Source organism: Chryseobacterium kimseyorum (genome assembly GCF_025971945.1).
In the GTDB taxonomy this organism is placed as follows: Bacteria; Bacteroidota; Bacteroidia; order Flavobacteriales; family Weeksellaceae; genus Chryseobacterium; species Chryseobacterium kimseyorum.
Window position 1 is genome coordinate 214,596 of the sequence record NZ_JAPDHW010000007.1, and the last position, 15,396, is coordinate 229,991.

Below are 15,396 nucleotides of genomic sequence, written 5' to 3' on the forward strand. Positions count from 1 at the left end.
TGAAAATACAGTTAATAATGATTTTTTAAACGCAAAGATTATTGAATGTATTTGAAAATTTTAAGGGATGCAAAGGCAAATAAATTTGCTTCGCGAAGCTTGAAAATACATTTACGAATGAATATTTAACGCAAAGCTGATCATGCGCTTCATCAAATCAACTTGTTGATTCATCTTTGCTCCTTAAAGTTTTAAGATTTTAAAATAAATCTTTGCGTTTAAATCTTTTACATCAAATATGAAGAAAATTTAAGCAAAATGAAATTGTGAGAATCAGAACCAGTTTAAAATAATGCAATGAAATTTTTTATATTTTTAATGTTATCAGTTTCCGGATTCTGTTTTTCACAGATAAAGTCCGGAACATTTTCTGAGCTTGAGAATCTGAAACATAATAAAAAACCAATTATTATTCATCTGTACACTGATTGGTGCTCCATCTGCAAAATAGAATCTTTTAAATTAAATAAGGATAAAGAATTGGTTAAAATAATCAGTTATAATTTTCATTTCATCAATTTTGAAGCTGAAAAAACCAAAGAAAAAATTATTTTTCAAGGCAAAGAATTTAATTATTTATCCAACGGAAATTCAGGAATCCACGAGTTGGCGTTGGCTTTATCAAAAAATAAAAGTCAGCCCGTTTATCCGCTGTGGATAATTTTAGATGAAAATCAGGAGATGTTTTACTATCATGAGGGTGAATTTAAACCTGAAAAAATGAAAGAGAAATTGTTGGAAATTTCTTCGTTATCAACTCGCTAAAAAAAATCCCCAGACTTTAAAAAAATCTAAGGGATTGCTGCTCACGAATTTAAACAAATCAATGTTTATCCAGCCAGGAATTTACGAGTTGGGAATGATCTTCAACCCATTTTTTAGCGGTAGCCGCTTTGTCTTTACTGTCTTCCATTTTAGTTAAAAGATCGGTCATTGTTTTGTCGTCAAAATACATTTTAGCAAAGAATTTTGTTAATTCCGGGTGGTCTTTTCCAAAGCTTTTTCTGCTGTAAGTCTTGATTTTTTCTGCTTCACCAAATGTTCTTTTTGGGTCTTCAAGAAATTTTAATTTCATTTTGCCAAACATCCAGTGAGGTTGCCATCCTGCGACAACAATCCATTCTCTGCGTTTGATTGCATTCTGAAGCTCAGTAATCATGGCCACTGTAGAAGAATTAATCTGACGGTAACTTAACTGATAATCAATGATAGCTCTGTCTGTTGCAGAAGTCATTCCGGCTCCTTTTTCAATACCGATGATTCTGTTATTGAACTCTTTCTCGTATTTTGGCAAGTCTTCTACAGACTCTATGGGAATATACTCTGGAACCACTAAGCCGATTCTTCCGTTGTCATAGTTTGTTCCAAGGTTGATTAAATCGGGGAACTTCGCTACTTTCGTTACATGAGTATACGGTAGCCATACGCCTAAAAAGAGATCTGTGTCTTCGTTATTCATGGATGCTAAAATCATATCGGTAGAAGCTTTCTGAATGATGACATGATATCCCTGTTCATCTAAAATAGCTTTCACAACGTGGGTCATTGCAACATTTTCTGCCCAGCCATCAACCATTCCGATGTTGATGTATTTAGAGTTTTTTAAATTTTTACAGGAATTAAATATTCCTAAAACAATAACAGAACTAATTAATAATAGATAATTTATTTTTTTCATTTCGCTGTTTTTTTCTTTACAAATCCCTGAGTGATTCGGTCTAGAATAATGGCTAAAATCACAACAGATAAACCACTTTCAAAACCTAAACCGATGTCAAGATTATTAATTCCTTCCAAAACTTTTTCACCCAGACCGCCTGCAGCAATCATTCCTGCAATAACGACCATGGATAATGACAGCAAAATAGTCTGATTGATTCCTGCCAAAATCGTATTGGTCGCCAAAGGAAGTTCTACTTTAAATAAAATCTGGCGATTGGTTGCTCCGAATGCCCGTGCTGCTTCCACAATATCTTTCGGGACAGACTGAATTCCCAGTGTGGTTAAACGGACGGCAGGTGGCATAGCGAAAATAATCGTTGCAAATGCACCGGGAACTTTACCAATACTGAAAAAAAGTACAGCGGGAATCAGGTAAACGAATGCCGGCATGGTCTGCATTAAATCTAATAACGGACGGATAATTTTTGATGCAAGCTGATTTTTAGCTGCCCAAATTCCAAGAGGAACAGATAAAATCAGGGCGGTTATTGTTGAAACAAAAATCAGTGCTAAAGTTTCCATCGTTTCTCTCCAGAATCCCATTAGAAATATTAAAGTAAGTCCGGCAGCGGTCATAATGGCTGTTCCTTTTCCTGCTTTCCATAAAGCTAATACAGTAAAAAGAATAATAATGATGTAAAATGGAGTGTTGACCAATGCCCACTCAATGCCTAAAATAGAAGAATTTCCAACATTTTTTATAATGTCAAAGAAAGGTTTTGCATTATCGGTAAGCCAATTGATAGCAGTTTCTACATATTGACCTATATCTATAGTTTTATTCATCTTATTGGTTGTTTGCGATTTCTTTTAATTCGATAATTTCTTTTTCATTAAACTTCGTTGCTTCTATGATGAGCGATAATTGAGTGACGAGGCCTAAAAATTTATTGGTATCGTCCACCACAGCGATGGATGATTTACTTCCTGAAATCAGCGGAAGCATTTCTTCAACCGTAGCCTCCTGATAAACCGAAGGAACATTGCTGTTGATCACCGATTCTACTGTCGGTTCTTTTTTCTTTGCAATTTGCACAATGTCACTCAGCGTTACAAAACCGAGAAATTTACTTTGAAAATCGATCACCGGTAAAGTTTCCAAACCTGTTGTTCTCATTTTTCTTAGTGCGCCTTCAGGACCGTCTTTTCTGAAGCGGACGACCGTCGGTTTATCAAACATTAAAGATTTTGCGGTGATAATTGTTTTACGGTCTACTTTTTCCACAAAGGCTTTTACATAATCACTTGCGGGATTGGTTAAAATATCTTCTGCAGTTCCTATCTGCTCGATGACACCATCTTTCATAATGACAATTCGGTCTCCGATTTTAATCGCTTCATCCAAATCATGGGTAATGAACACGATGGTTTTCTGCAAAGTTTCCTGTAACTCAAGAAGCTGATCCTGCATCTCAGATTTTATCAGAGGATCGAGTGCTGAGAATGCCTCATCCATCAACAGAACTTCGGGATCATTGGCTAATGCTCTCGCTAATCCCACTCTCTGCTGCATCCCACCGGAGAGTTGAGATGGCAGTTGATTTTCAAAACCATTTAAACCTACGATGTTTAAAGCTTTTTGCGCTTTTTCTTCACGGGTGGTTTTATTTTCTCCACGAATTTCAAGTCCGAACGCTGCGTTGCTTAAAACGGTATGATGGGGTAGCAGGCCAAATTTCTGAAAAACCATACTCATTTCAGTTCTCCGCACTTCAAGAAGATCTTTGTTGTTTTTATCGGTGATATTATCGTCGTTAATGTAGACTTTCCCCGCGGTCGGCTCATTCAGCCGGTTCAGACAGCGTAGGAGTGTTGATTTTCCGCTTCCCGATAAACCCATGATGACAAAAAACTCACCTTCGTAGATCTCAAAGCTGGCTTTGTTAATTCCTACTGTGCAACCTGTTTTTTCCAGAATTTCTTTTTTAGAAAAACCTTTGTCAAGAAGTTCCAACGCTTTTTCTTTATTTTTTCCGAAAATAATCGTCAGATCTTCGACTTTAAGTTTTACTTTTCTATTCGTATCTATTGTATCCATATTCAGAGTTTGTTGTGTTTGAGATGAGAAATTGAAACGGTGATGCTTTGATGAACAATGTCACCAAAAACACAATTGTTCGGATGATTTTACTGTAAAATCATTTTTAATAACAAAAAATTACAAATCATCTCAATGTATGATTATGCGTATTTTTTAAGATTTTACTTTGACAAAGAATGTATTACGTAAAAAAAGAAATCAATCTTTTTAAATTGAATCAAAGAATAATTATCATCAGGATAATTAAAGGTATTTGCCTGGAACAACTTGAATTTATCGTTATGCTGAAAGCATAGAAAAGCTGCACATCAATTTCTTATGACGTTGCAAATTTACGGAATTTATATTTAAATGAATTTTAAGATTGTAACGCATTGAATTTCAAATATTTAAACATGCAAGTTTTTTTATGATAATAGGAGTTGACATTGCTAAAAATAATTTATTGATCAAGATGTTTTCTAACGATATTATTTTAGCAAAACCGCAACAATTGCAAAAATCGCAGGCAATGCCTGAACAAAAAATATTTTCTTGGTTGCAGAAACAGCACCGTAAATTCCGGCAACGGTAACACAGCCTAAGAAAAACAGAGCAATATTCGTTTGCCATTTTTCGTCTTCAATAAAGAAAGTCCAGATCAATCCGGCTGCCAGAAAACCGTTGTACAATCCCTGATTGGCTGCCAAACCTTTTGTCGGTTTAAACATTTCAGGTGGCAAAGCTGCTTTGAAAACTTCTTTTCCTTTGGTTTCCCACGCAAACATTTCCATCCAGAGAATATACAGATGTTCCAGAGCGACAGCGGCGATGAGAATTTTGGCAACAATTTCCATGGTATAATTTTTATCATTGTAAAACTAAAAAAATAAAGTTAAGTTTGAGTATTCAATTTCATAAATGGAAACTTTTAAAGCGCATTTAAATAAATTTATTACGGTCAGTGATGATGAATTTACTTCAATATTCTCTTTCTTTCAGTTGGTGGAAGTGAAGAAGAAGGAGAATTTAATGTCAGAAGATGATGTTTGTAAATTTAAATATTTTGTTTTGAAAGGTTGTCTCAGAAAGTTTTTTATCAATGAAAAAGGCGTGGAGCAAACTACCGAATTTGCTATAGAAAACTGGTGGTTGGCAGACAATTTTGCATTCGAACAGCGGGAAAAGACGAAGTTCAATATTCAGGCAGTGGAAAAGGCGACGGTAATGATGATTGATTGTCAGTCTCAGGAACTTCTGCTTGAAAAACATCCTATTATGGAGCGTTATTTCAGAATGATTTATCAGCGTGCTTATTCTGCAGCCGAAAAACGAATCCGTTATCTGTATGAAATGAGTAAAGAAGAATACTACATTCACTTCAGTACATTATATCCCTGGTTTATCCAGAGAATTCCACAATATTTACTGGCTTCATTTTTAGGTTTCACTCCGGAATATTTAAGTGAAATCAGAGCAAAATTACGTTCTTAAACCAGTTTAAGATTTTTGCGGTATCTATGTCGCAACTTTGTCATGTAATTAAAAGCCAACAGCATGACAGACCAGAAAATTTCACTTCCTCAATTATTTATAAGATTCGCAATTGCGGTGACAATGCTGTCTGCAGTCGCAGACCGGTTTGGTTTTTGGGGAGAAAATTCCGCATGGGGAAACTGGGAGAATTTTGAAAAATATACCAGACAGTTAACCTTTTTCCTTCCTGAAATTTTAAGCACATTTTCTGCCTATGCCGCTACTTTTTTAGAAATCATTTTTCCACTGATGTTGATTTTCGGTTTCAAAACCAAGATTGCAGCCTATGGAACGGGTTTTTTATTGCTGATTTTCGCCTTATCGATGACAATCGCACTTGGACTAAAAGCTCCGCTGGATTATTCGGTTTGGGTGGGCAGTGCAGCGGCTTTTTTACTGGCATCACAAAAAGAATATTTTTTTTCAATAGATACACTAACTAAAAATCATCAATAGTATGAGCGCAAGATTCAACATGGCAACGACGCACGCTGCCGCTTACAAAGCAGGAATAGGAATGGAGGCTGCCCTTCAGAACAGTTTTTTAACTCCGATTCAGAAAGAATTAATTAAAATCAGAGCTTCTCAGATTAATGCATGTGCATTCTGTTTGGATATGCACACCAAAGATGCTTTAAAATATGGTGAAACACCGCAGAGAATTTTCCTTCTGAATGCTTGGAGAGATGCAAAAGAACTGTTTACAGAAGAAGAGCAGGTGATCTTGATGGTTGCTGAAGAAATTACATTGATCAGCCAGAAAGGACTTACTGAAGAAACTTACCAAAAAGCAAAAGCACTTTTTAATGAAACGCAGATTGCCGATATTATTATGGCTGCCGTTTCTATTAATATGTGGAACAGAATCGCAATTTCTACCCATTTGCCGATAGCAAAATAATCAGTTTTTGACTTGGAAAAAATAGCTTCCCAAGATTTGAGAAGCTATTTTTGTTTTAATAATTACTGCTGACAATTCAGCTGAAGAACGTTAGCATTCAGCGGTTGTTCTATTTTTCTTTCTAATTTTTTATCATGAACGGTGATATAGATTTCCATTGAACCTGTTCCGACATACAGAGAAAGAAGATGACCGCCGTACGCATCAAATTTGTCATCCGTTGCGACTCCGTGAACGTGGATTGAAGGACCTTTTTCATTCCAGGCAATAGATCCGGTCAGGCTTCCCATTTCTACTTTTTTAAAAGTTTTGGGATTAAATTTTTTAGCCTGAAAATCATAAAATCCAAAAGTTGCTTCTCTCGCAAAACCAATTCCTGTGAAGCTTGCCGAGGGAATGTTCTCAGTCTTTGCAAGATTCTCAATCTGAGCCAGAACGTCATCATTTTCGCGAAGTACCATCAGAAATCCTGTCGGAGTTTTTGTGTATCTGCAGATTTCTTTCTGCTGTGCTGACAAAGTATTCATCAGAAATAAAGTGATTAGAAAAGTTGCAAATAATTTCATGTTTTGGTATTTAACTGAAGTAATGAAATATCTGCACCAATTTAATTTTGAAATTAATTTAAATTTATATCAGATTGGACAGATAAATCTGTGGCTTTTCCTGCAATTTTTCTTCAACTAAATTTGCAAATGCTTTGATGTAAGGTTCATTGTTATGTTGTTTCAGACCTTCTTCGCTTTTCCAGATTTCATAGAAAATAAAATGGTTTTCATCTTCAGTTCCCTGGTGAAGCGTGTACAGTTCGTTGGCCGCTTCTTTTCTGGTTTCTTTCACCATATTCTGAAGTACCTGTAAAACTTCATTTCTGTGTTCTTCTTTTGCTTTGATAATCGCGGTGAGGTAAATTTTCATCAGACTAATTGTGGTTTAAATTCTTTCTCGAAAACAGCGGTGACATGTTCTCTGTACAGTTTCATGTCTCGCTCAATGTTTGCATTTTTCTCTACATCATGAAAGTGAAAACTTTCCATTTTTTCTAAAGAAACGAAAGCGTTCATTCTGTGGAAACCGAATAATGGTCCGTCATCAACACTTGTCTCACTGAAAAATTCTCCGGGAAGCGTGAATGCAGTTTCCGGCGCATTCCAGCTTGTGGTAACCATGTATTTTCTTCCGCCTAACATTCCGCCGGTTCCGTAATTGATCTGCGGATTATCTGCTTTTCTTCCGTCACTCATGTAAATTCCTTTAGCATGACCTGCTGTAAAAACTTCGTCAATATATTTTTTAAAGCCATTTGGTAACTGAAACCACCAGATTGGCGTGTGGTAAATAATAAAATCTGCCCAAACAAATTTTTTAACTTCTTCATTTTTATCGTAACCTTCGCTTACGTTGGAGAATTTTATTTCTACATTTTCAAACTCTTTTAAAGCCTGTAAGGTGTTTTCTGCAATGGTCTGATTGTATTTTCCTCCGGAGTGACCGAAATTCTGTCCGCCATTGATAATTAATACTTTTTTCATTGTTGTAATGCTGTTTAAAATTTATACTGCAAAGTTATGTCTGGATTTTGTATTATAAAAATAATATAATTTATACATTTGTATTATAATTCTGATGATAGATGATAGATGATTAATGATTAATGATTGCTGATTGCTGATTGATGGTTGATGGGTGATGATTGATGGGGATGATTTATAGTGGGAGGGAAGTAAAGAGTTATATCTTACAAATAAGAAATTGATGGTAAATTTAGAATGGTACAGAACTTTTAAAGCGATTTATAAAACAGGAACTTTGACTGGCGCAGCAGATTCCCTTTTTATTTCGCAACCTGGCGTGAGTCTTCATTTAAGTTCACTGGAGGCGTATGTTGGGTATAAATTATTCGACAGAACGGGAAGAAAAATGATCCCGACGGAAAGAGGGAAAGTTTTATTCAATGCTGTTTCTGAAGCTTTATCTAAACTGGAAGAAGTGGAGAAAAACTTTCAAAAATCGACTGAGAAAACCACTCCGACGATCAGTGTGGGAATGTGTTTTGAAACTTTTCAAACAACTTTGGAGCAGTATGTTTCGACATTAGATTTTAATTTAATAATCGGCTTTGGTCAGTATCCCGAAATGCTCGATCAGTTGGATAAAGGTATTTTAGATTTAATCATCACCCCGAAAAAAGGGACGTCACCGAATATTCTTCACGAAGCTTTTTCTTCTGAACAGATCATTTTAGTCGGCGGAAAAAATGTTGATACGGAAGGGTTTAAAGAAATTTTAAAAACCAAAGATTTTCAGAAAGTAGAAGACTGGCTGAAACAGGAAAAATGGTACGGAACTACCGGCGATATGGAACATCTTTTTCAGTTTTGGCTGATGAATTTTGGGCATAAACCTAAATTCAGACCCAATTATATTGTTCCTAATCTAAACTCGATCATCCGCTGTTTGAAAGGTGGAACCGGTTTGGCCGTTGTTCCAGACTTTTTGTGTAAAAATGAAATTGAAAGCGGTGATGTGAAACTGATTTGGGAAGGCAGTAAAAAATTAGAAAATACATTATACTTCGGTTGTAGAAAGCAGACGATGTATCAGAATGAAATTGATCATATAAAAAGTCTGTTCAGAAATATGATGAGTTGAACTTACAATCGATATTGTAGAAAGAAATCATTTATTTAAACAACTGCTCAGCGCAGGATATTTATTTTTAATATCCGAAATTTGTTCAACATTAACTAAAATAAAAAAATAAAATGTCTCAAAAAACATATACAGGACAACCGGTAATCACATTAAATAATGGAGTGGAAATACCAGCTTTAGGCTTCGGAGTATGGCAGATGGAAGATATGCAGGAATGTGAAAATGCCGTTGTTAAAGCAATTGAAACGGGTTACCGGATGATTGATACAGCATCCATTTATCAGAATGAAACAGCGGTTGGAAATGCAATCAAAAACAGTGGAATAAGCAGAGACGAGCTTTTTGTGACTTCCAAATTATGGGTTCAGGATACCGATTATGAAAAGGCGAAAGGTGCTTTTCAGCGGACTCTCAACAGGCTGCAACTGGATTATCTGGATATGTATCTGATTCACTGGCCGTATTCCGACTTTACCGGAGCCTGGAAAGCTATGGAACAACTGTATCATGAAGGAAAGATCAAAGCGATAGGAGTCTGTAATTTTACAGTTGAAAAATTAGAGGAGTTAAAGGTAAATTCAACTGTACTTCCTGTAATTAATCAAATAGAATTACATCCTCTATTCCAACAGAAAGAACTTCAGGTCTATAATAAAGAAAACAACATGATCACACAGCCCTGGAGCCCGCTTGGAAATGGAAATACGGGACTTTTAGAAAATAAGGATCTGAAAAAAATCGCTGAAAAATACAGTAAAACAATTGCTCAGATTATTTTGAGATGGCATCTGCAGGAAGGTTTCTGCGTGATTCCTAAGTCTGTGACGCCTTCAAGAATTGAAGAGAATTTTAATGTTTTTGATTTCGAACTGTCAGAAGATGAAATGAATACCGTCCGTTCTTTAGATACAGGAAAGAGATTATTTTTCGATCCGAAAGATGCGTCATGGGAAGAAAAAATGTTGAATTCTGTAGCAGATATTTAATGGATACAAACTAAGGAAGCAATCATTTTTGCTTCTTTTTTTATTAAATTTAAATAAAAAATCTCTATGTTTTTTCCGGAAACCATTGCAAAAATATTCAATGTAAAATATCCTGTTGTTCAGGCTCCAATGTTTGGCGTCAGTACTCCTGAGATGGTGGCATCTGCAAATAGGGCAGGCTGTTTGGGTTCATTGGCTTTGGCAGATCTCTCTGCAGAAAAATCAGTTGAGTTGATTCGCAAAACGAGAAAACTGACAGATCAACCTTTCGCTGTTAATATTTTTGTTCATCAAATTCCTGAGATTACCGATGAGCTCGAGACTAAATTTATTAAAACCAAAAATTTTTTAGAACAATTTGCATCTGATCATAATTTTGAGGTACACCTTCCCAGTCTTCAAGATTTACATCTGAATTCTTATCATGAGCAGGTAGATGCCATCATCAGTGCAGAGTGTACAGTGTTGAGTTTTACATTTGGAAATTTAGATGAAAAGAGCATCCAAAAATTAAAGGAAAAAGGAACTGTTTTAATAGGAACCTGTACTTCTGTTGCGGAAGCTGAACTGTTAGAGAAATCGGGAATCGACATCATATGCGTTCAGGGAATTGAAGCCGGTGGTCACAGAGGAAGTTTTGAAAGTGAAAATATTCCGCAGATTGGTGGTTTATCGTTACTTTCACAGGTTTATGATGCTGTGAATGTTCCGTTGATTTATGCTGGTGGAATCTTTAACGGAAGAACGGTGAAAGCTGCGAGCGAACTTGGCGCTCAGGGTTTTCAGGTGGGAAGTCTCTTATTAAATTCAAAGGAAAGTGCATTGCAGAATTTTGAAAAAGAAAGACTGAAAAATGTTTCTGAAAAAGATATTGTTCTGACAAAAAGTTTTTCAGGGCGTTTTGCAAGAGGAATTCAAAATAAATTCATTAAAACTATTGAAAATTCTGAATATATTTTGCCATATCCCTATCAGAATAAACTGACCGGCGAACTGAGAAGAGTGGCTAGAACAGTTGAGAACGCAGAGTTTGTAAATCTTTGGGCCGGTCAATCTGTTGTCAGTTACAGTGAACTTTCTACACAGGATATTTTAGAAAAATTACTTCGAGAATGCTTTTAAATAAAAGATCGTTTCCAAATATTTGAAAACGATCTTTGTATGTTTGAACGGTTTTTTCTTAAACCTTTAATGATTTATTTAGTCAGGTTTAAACCACCGAAATTACCGGAACTCATCATCATATAAACACCCTGAGTTTTGTCTAACAAATCCCAATAGGCATGAAGTTCTTCTGCATTGGTAAAGACTTTAAGGTTTTCGTTTCTAAATTTTTCTTTAATTAAATCTGGAGAAATGGGTTCCATTCTTTTGATTTTCAGAGCATCTTCAGAATAGAAAACAATGGCTTCATCCAAACCGTCCATTGCGTGATCATACTGTTCCAAAAACACAGGATTCAAACTGGAGTAGGTATGCAACTCAAGAAAGCCATATTTTTTTTCGTTTTTAAATTGCTCACAGAAAGCTTTTACAACTGCTTTTACCTTGCTTGGCGCGTGTGCAAAATCTTTGTAAAGAATTCCTTTATCTTCTCTTTCAACTTTTTCGAGACGTTTGGAAGCTCCTTTGAAACTCATAATCGCATCGTAAAAATCTTCATCCATAATTCCCAAAGTATGGCAGATATGTCTCGCTCCTTCAAGATTCAGTAAATTATGCGCTCCAAAAACAGATAACGGAATATCTCCCATTTCGGTTTTTAAATGAACTTTTCCACCTACGATTTCGTATTCGGGAGTTTTGTAAGGGATTTTTCTGAAATAATTCTCAGCATCTTCAACCACTTTTACCACTTCAGCATCCTCCTCGTTGTAAACCAAAACTCCGCCGGGAGTGATGCTTGCAACAAATTTTCTGAACTGATCAGTATAATCATCAAATGTTTTAAATACATTGATGTGATCCCATGCAATTCCACTCATTAAAGCGATGTTAGGCTGATACAACAAAAATTTTGAGCGAAGATCGATCGGTGATGACAGGTATTCGTCGCCTTCCAAAACCATAAAATCATTGTCTTTCGTCAATTTTACCATGCAGTCGAAACCTTCAAGCTGCGCACCCACCATGTAATCAACATCTTTTTCGTGAAAATTGAGAACGTGAAGAATCATTGATGTGATAGTCGTTTTACCATGTGATCCAGCAATGACCACTCTTGTTTTGGTTTTTGACTGTTCGTATAAAAATTCTGGATACGAGTATATTTTTAAGCCTAGTTCTTTTGCTTGTGCCAATTCAGGATTGTCCTGATGAGCGTGCATTCCGAGAATCACAGCATCAATATCTGACGTGATTTTTTCTGGAAACCAGCCCAGCTCTTCAGGAAGTATTCCCTTTTTTTCAAGTCTGGATTTTGAAGGTTCAAAGATGGCGTCATCTGAGCCCGAAACTTCGTAACCTTTATCTTTTAACGCAATAGCAAGATTGTGCATGGCGCTTCCGCCGATCGCAATGAAATGGGTTTTCAAATTTATTGAGTGTTTTTTACGTTTTTACTGATGATGTCCTGAAATGCATTGACAACCTGATCCCAGTTTTTCTGATACTGTGGAATAATCATGCTGGCATCTGTTTTATTGGCGCTGTTTTCACCATTTTTTACGTTGATGGAAACAGCCACACGGTCATATATTTTTTTGTGATCTTCAGCGATGTGTCTGAAATTATTCTGAGTCAGAACCTGATTAAGATTCTGAATTTCTTCATTGGTAAGCTTGAAAGTAGTTTTGATTTTCTTTTTCTGACCTTCAAAAGAATAGTGTACATCATTGCCTTTAATCAGAAGGTTTTCGTAAACAGGTGCATAGCCACCACTTTTTGAATAACTGATATCGAAATCTGAATAAACTTTCTGGCTGTTACAGGAAACAGTGATCATGATTAATAAAAATATGCCTATTAATTTGTTCATAATGACTCGTTAAATTTTTAAGGGTTGGGTTGTTCTGACTTCTTTGCTTTCATCTCTTCATCATAAGTGTGAAGAACATTGAAATCTTCAGTTTGCTCAATGGCAGTCATGATTTTCAGAAGAATTTGCTGTGCATTTTCCTCGTCGTAGTTGATGTCTAAAGGTCTTTTAAATTCCATGGTAGGTTTTACTCCAGTGACTTTTACACGAAGTCCTTTTTTATCAAATGCTCTTCTGAAACCGTTTATTTTAATAGGAATTACAATCGGACGCTGGTTTTTAATCAATTTGGCGGTTCCCTTTCTTCCCTGTGCAAAAGCTGCAGTGGTACCCTGCGGGAAAGTGGCCACCCAACCGTTGTCCAGAGCTTTCATAATGTTATCAATTTCACCCAGATCAACCATACGGTTTACATTTTTACCTTCAGCTCTCCAAGTTCTTTTAACAGTGACAGCGCCGGCAATTTTAAAAATTTTCGGAAGAATTCCTTTATTCATGGTTTCTTCAGCGGCAACGTAATAAAAATCTACTCTTGGGTTAAGAAGGTAAATAGGGTTTTTAATTGTATTTAAATAGCCATTATTGACCGCACAAAATGCATGATACATCGCTGCAACATCTGCGAAATATGTCTGATGATTGGAAACAAAAAGTACATTGGAATCGGGAAGATCCACCAAGTGTTCCGTACCGGTAATTTTCAGTTTGTTAAAACCATTAAATCTCCTGTAGGAAACGATTCCCAGAATGAATATGATAAACCTTTTTAAAAAATAAGGAGTGCCGAACGAATCGGTGAATATGTTCTTCTTCGCCATTTTTTAATTAAACATAATATCTGCAAAGTTACATTTTTTTAATCAACTGACTGAATTCGCTGAGTATCATTGCGGTTGCGCCCCAAATAATATAATTGTTAAAATTTATTACAGGAACCTCTTTTCCACCGGCGCCAGCCAGTGCCATTATTTCCGGTGAATCGGGAAGATTGAGAAATGATGTGATGGGAAACTCAATAACTTCTACAGCTTCACTTTCCTGAAGAATAAACTCAGGATTTCTTTTGGAATAAGAAATATAAGGATACACATAAAAATTGCTGGGCGGAATATAGATTGGAGACATTTCACGGATAATTCTCACATACGGTTTTTCTAAACCAATTTCTTCTGAAGTCTCACGAATCGCAGTTTCGCCAAAATCGCGGTCATATTCTTCCTGTTTTCCACCGGGAAGCGAGATCTGTCCGCTGTGTCTGTCGCGCTCGTTTTCAGTACGCTGGATCAGCGGGAAATACCATTCGTTGTCTCTGAGATATAGGACAATATTCACAGCTGCGAATTTTGGATTTTTTTCTAAAATCTGCTCGTGTGTAAGAACTGCACGGTATGGTGGTGAGAAAACCCCATGAGCATTGGCGCCACCGAGCTGGGCTTTTTTGATTTTTTGCAATAGATCTTTTCCAAAACTTTCCATATCTCAAATTTACTAATATATCTTATAATTAGGAATAGATGTTGATGTTAATAATACATAATTTTTCGTCCAATTCTTTACCGTATTTATACGGATGGTAGGAGTAACTGATAGTAATGATTCGCAAAAACTGAAAACAGTTACCATCTAAACTGTATCTGATGATATTTGCAATTTACCCTGTAATGATGGTTTTTTAGTGGTTTCCGGATTATATCTTTGTCTCACTATTAACCAATTAATTTTTATTAAAAATGAAAAATTTATTTACAGGTGTTTTAACACTAATGACAATGGGTTTTACTTTCGCACAAGCTAACAGCGACACTTCAACCCAAAACGGAAACTCAAACATTGGGAATGTGAATCAAACTGGACTTTTGAACACAAATGTTCTTTTACAGACTGGTGATTCTAACGTCGCAAATATTGACCAAGTAGGTTTGTTCAATGGAAATCAAGCAACAAGTACTGGAGACAACAACTCTATTGATGTGGAACAGTCAGGAATTGGTAACATGAACGAGACTGAACAAATAGGGGACGGTAACTCTGCTTCAACTTGGCAGCTTGGTGCTGATAACGATGTTTGGCAATACCAATTAGGAGATGATAATGTTGCTTCCGCGCAGCAGTTAGGAGTGAGTAACAGCATCGAGCAATTACAATCAGGTGATGGTAATGAAGCGACTGCTTTACAGGCGGGTTCAGGAAACTATATTGGACAAGGACAGTGGGGTGACGGTAACAGTGCTTTCCATGCTCAAGGTGGTTCTGACAACGCTGCTCTTTCTCTTCAATATGGTAGCGATAACGAAACTGAAGGATTACAGATTGGTGAAGGTAACGTATTGCTTCAATATCAAGATGGTACTAATAACTCTGCAATGAACACTCAATTAGGTGATAGCAACTTTGCTAACATTACACAAGAAGGTAGTTCTCACAGTCATGTTGGTATGCAAAACGGTAGCTCAAACTCTTTAGTAGTAAACCAATCTAACTAACTTTAAATTATCTAATAGAAAAAAGGAGAAGCTTCGGTTTCTCCTTTTTTGGCTTAAAACATTTCTACAGTATAAACCACATATGAAATACCAGAAAACAGTGATTTTCATGTAGT

Annotated in this window: 19 protein-coding genes; 8 read left to right on the plus strand and 11 right to left on the minus strand. The window is 36.1% G+C overall.

The window, feature by feature from the left end; genetic code table 11:
* Positions 1-297 precede the first annotated feature (297 nt).
* The gene (locus OMO38_RS11935) at positions 298-765 is read left to right on the plus strand and encodes a thioredoxin family protein (RefSeq protein ID WP_264750401.1); all 468 of its coding nucleotides are present in this window, start codon (positions 298-300) and stop codon (positions 763-765) included.
* Between the two features lie 58 nt (positions 766-823).
* On the opposite strand, the gene OMO38_RS11940 is transcribed toward OMO38_RS11935, so the two are convergent.
* The 4 genes from OMO38_RS11940 to OMO38_RS11955 all read right to left on the minus strand — a co-directional run bounded on the left by OMO38_RS11940 (position 824) and on the right by OMO38_RS11955 (position 4,599).
* Entirely contained in the window at positions 824-1,678 is an 855-nt protein-coding gene (locus OMO38_RS11940; RefSeq protein WP_264750402.1) for a glycine betaine ABC transporter substrate-binding protein, read from the minus strand.
* The gene (locus tag OMO38_RS11945) at positions 1,675-2,508 is read right to left on the minus strand and encodes an ABC transporter permease (protein ID WP_264750403.1); all 834 of its coding nucleotides are present in this window, start codon (positions 2,506-2,508) and stop codon (positions 1,675-1,677) included. Before OMO38_RS11945 ends, OMO38_RS11940 begins: the two co-directional genes overlap by 4 nt.
* Before the next feature lies 1 nt (position 2,509).
* A complete protein-coding gene (locus tag OMO38_RS11950) occupies positions 2,510-3,760 on the minus strand; it encodes a quaternary amine ABC transporter ATP-binding protein (protein ID WP_264750404.1) in 1,251 nt (416 codons plus the stop codon).
* Positions 3,761-4,233: 473 nt separating this feature from the next.
* Entirely contained in the window at positions 4,234-4,599 is a 366-nt protein-coding gene (locus OMO38_RS11955) for a DUF1304 domain-containing protein (protein ID WP_264750405.1), read from the minus strand.
* 64 nt (positions 4,600-4,663) lie between these two features.
* Between OMO38_RS11955 and OMO38_RS11960 the strand changes: the two genes are divergently transcribed.
* The 3 genes from OMO38_RS11960 (at position 4,664) to OMO38_RS11970 (ending at position 6,179) form a co-directional block, all read left to right on the plus strand.
* Complete coding sequence (locus tag OMO38_RS11960) at positions 4,664-5,236, plus strand: Crp/Fnr family transcriptional regulator (protein ID WP_264750406.1); 573 nt, start codon at positions 4,664-4,666, stop codon at positions 5,234-5,236.
* A 63-nt stretch (positions 5,237-5,299) separates the two neighbouring features.
* The gene (locus OMO38_RS11965) at positions 5,300-5,734 is read left to right on the plus strand and encodes a DoxX family protein (RefSeq protein WP_264750407.1); all 435 of its coding nucleotides are present in this window, start codon (positions 5,300-5,302) and stop codon (positions 5,732-5,734) included.
* A gap of 1 nt (position 5,735) precedes the next feature.
* Entirely contained in the window at positions 5,736-6,179 is a 444-nt protein-coding gene (locus OMO38_RS11970) for a carboxymuconolactone decarboxylase family protein (protein WP_264750408.1), read from the plus strand.
* 62 nt (positions 6,180-6,241) lie between these two features.
* On the opposite strand, the gene OMO38_RS11975 is transcribed toward OMO38_RS11970, so the two are convergent.
* From OMO38_RS11975 to OMO38_RS11985, 3 genes are all read right to left on the minus strand, one after another.
* Positions 6,242-6,745: a PPC domain-containing DNA-binding protein gene (locus tag OMO38_RS11975; protein WP_264750409.1), complete on the minus strand. Its 504-nt coding sequence runs from the start codon at positions 6,743-6,745 to the stop codon at positions 6,242-6,244.
* Positions 6,746-6,809: 64 nt separating this feature from the next.
* A complete protein-coding gene (locus OMO38_RS11980; RefSeq protein ID WP_264750410.1) occupies positions 6,810-7,097 on the minus strand; it encodes a putative quinol monooxygenase in 288 nt (95 codons plus the stop codon).
* A complete protein-coding gene (locus OMO38_RS11985) occupies positions 7,097-7,711 on the minus strand; it encodes an NAD(P)H-dependent oxidoreductase (RefSeq protein ID WP_264750411.1) in 615 nt (204 codons plus the stop codon). The genes OMO38_RS11980 and OMO38_RS11985 overlap by 1 nt, the downstream gene beginning before the upstream one ends.
* Before the next feature lie 223 nt (positions 7,712-7,934).
* On the opposite strand from OMO38_RS11985, the gene OMO38_RS11990 reads away from it, so the two are divergent.
* From OMO38_RS11990 to OMO38_RS12000, 3 genes are all read left to right on the plus strand, one after another.
* Positions 7,935-8,831, plus strand: a complete 897-nt coding sequence (locus tag OMO38_RS11990) for a LysR family transcriptional regulator (RefSeq protein ID WP_264750412.1) — start codon at positions 7,935-7,937, stop codon at positions 8,829-8,831.
* Positions 8,832-8,944: 113 nt separating this feature from the next.
* Positions 8,945-9,820, plus strand: a complete 876-nt coding sequence (locus OMO38_RS11995) for an aldo/keto reductase (protein ID WP_264750413.1) — start codon at positions 8,945-8,947, stop codon at positions 9,818-9,820.
* 66 nt (positions 9,821-9,886) lie between these two features.
* Positions 9,887-10,942: an NAD(P)H-dependent flavin oxidoreductase gene (locus tag OMO38_RS12000; RefSeq protein ID WP_264750414.1), complete on the plus strand. Its 1,056-nt coding sequence runs from the start codon at positions 9,887-9,889 to the stop codon at positions 10,940-10,942.
* A gap of 74 nt (positions 10,943-11,016) precedes the next feature.
* Here OMO38_RS12000 and OMO38_RS12005 read toward each other — a convergent pair whose 3' ends face one another.
* From OMO38_RS12005 to OMO38_RS12020, 4 genes are read right to left on the minus strand one after another with little or no spacing between them, the layout of a single operon-like run.
* Entirely contained in the window at positions 11,017-12,354 is a 1,338-nt protein-coding gene (locus OMO38_RS12005; RefSeq protein WP_264750415.1) for a UDP-N-acetylmuramate--L-alanine ligase, read from the minus strand.
* A gap of 2 nt (positions 12,355-12,356) precedes the next feature.
* Positions 12,357-12,797, minus strand: coding sequence for a hypothetical protein (locus OMO38_RS12010; RefSeq protein ID WP_264750416.1), 441 nt, complete (start codon positions 12,795-12,797; stop codon positions 12,357-12,359).
* A 17-nt stretch (positions 12,798-12,814) separates the two neighbouring features.
* Positions 12,815-13,615, minus strand: a complete 801-nt coding sequence (locus OMO38_RS12015) for a lysophospholipid acyltransferase family protein (RefSeq protein WP_264750417.1) — start codon at positions 13,613-13,615, stop codon at positions 12,815-12,817.
* A 28-nt stretch (positions 13,616-13,643) separates the two neighbouring features.
* Positions 13,644-14,273 carry an NUDIX hydrolase gene (locus tag OMO38_RS12020; protein ID WP_264750418.1) on the minus strand — a complete coding sequence of 210 codons (630 nt, stop codon included), beginning with the start codon at positions 14,271-14,273 and terminating at the stop codon, positions 13,644-13,646.
* 254 nt (positions 14,274-14,527) lie between these two features.
* Between OMO38_RS12020 and OMO38_RS12025 the strand changes: the two genes are divergently transcribed.
* Positions 14,528-15,280, plus strand: a complete 753-nt coding sequence (locus OMO38_RS12025) for a hypothetical protein (RefSeq protein ID WP_264750419.1) — start codon at positions 14,528-14,530, stop codon at positions 15,278-15,280.
* Positions 15,281-15,396 lie beyond the last annotated feature (116 nt).

Excerpts from the sequence above, each read along its gene's own strand:
- OMO38_RS11935 (WP_264750401.1), top strand. The coding sequence starts at position 298 with ATGAAATTTTTTATATTTTTAATGTTATCAGTTTCCGGATTCTGTTTT.
- OMO38_RS11940 (WP_264750402.1), bottom strand. The coding sequence starts at position 1,678 with ATGAAAAAAATAAATTATCTATTATTAATTAGTTCTGTTATTGTTTTA.
- OMO38_RS11945 (WP_264750403.1), bottom strand. The coding sequence starts at position 2,508 with ATGAATAAAACTATAGATATAGGTCAATATGTAGAAACTGCTATCAAT.
- OMO38_RS11950 (WP_264750404.1), bottom strand. The coding sequence starts at position 3,760 with ATGGATACAATAGATACGAATAGAAAAGTAAAACTTAAAGTCGAAGAT.
- OMO38_RS11955 (WP_264750405.1), bottom strand. The coding sequence starts at position 4,599 with ATGGAAATTGTTGCCAAAATTCTCATCGCCGCTGTCGCTCTGGAACAT.
- OMO38_RS11960 (WP_264750406.1), top strand. The coding sequence starts at position 4,664 with ATGGAAACTTTTAAAGCGCATTTAAATAAATTTATTACGGTCAGTGAT.
- OMO38_RS11965 (WP_264750407.1), top strand. The coding sequence starts at position 5,300 with ATGACAGACCAGAAAATTTCACTTCCTCAATTATTTATAAGATTCGCA.
- OMO38_RS11970 (WP_264750408.1), top strand. The coding sequence starts at position 5,736 with ATGAGCGCAAGATTCAACATGGCAACGACGCACGCTGCCGCTTACAAA.
- OMO38_RS11975 (WP_264750409.1), bottom strand. The coding sequence starts at position 6,745 with ATGAAATTATTTGCAACTTTTCTAATCACTTTATTTCTGATGAATACT.
- OMO38_RS11980 (WP_264750410.1), bottom strand. The coding sequence starts at position 7,097 with ATGAAAATTTACCTCACCGCGATTATCAAAGCAAAAGAAGAACACAGA.
- OMO38_RS11985 (WP_264750411.1), bottom strand. The coding sequence starts at position 7,711 with ATGAAAAAAGTATTAATTATCAATGGCGGACAGAATTTCGGTCACTCC.
- OMO38_RS11990 (WP_264750412.1), top strand. The coding sequence starts at position 7,935 with ATGGTAAATTTAGAATGGTACAGAACTTTTAAAGCGATTTATAAAACA.
- OMO38_RS11995 (WP_264750413.1), top strand. The coding sequence starts at position 8,945 with ATGTCTCAAAAAACATATACAGGACAACCGGTAATCACATTAAATAAT.
- OMO38_RS12000 (WP_264750414.1), top strand. The coding sequence starts at position 9,887 with ATGTTTTTTCCGGAAACCATTGCAAAAATATTCAATGTAAAATATCCT.
- OMO38_RS12010 (WP_264750416.1), bottom strand. The coding sequence starts at position 12,797 with ATGAACAAATTAATAGGCATATTTTTATTAATCATGATCACTGTTTCC.
- OMO38_RS12015 (WP_264750417.1), bottom strand. The coding sequence starts at position 13,615 with ATGGCGAAGAAGAACATATTCACCGATTCGTTCGGCACTCCTTATTTT.
- OMO38_RS12020 (WP_264750418.1), bottom strand. The coding sequence starts at position 14,273 with ATGGAAAGTTTTGGAAAAGATCTATTGCAAAAAATCAAAAAAGCCCAG.
- OMO38_RS12025 (WP_264750419.1), top strand. The coding sequence starts at position 14,528 with ATGAAAAATTTATTTACAGGTGTTTTAACACTAATGACAATGGGTTTT.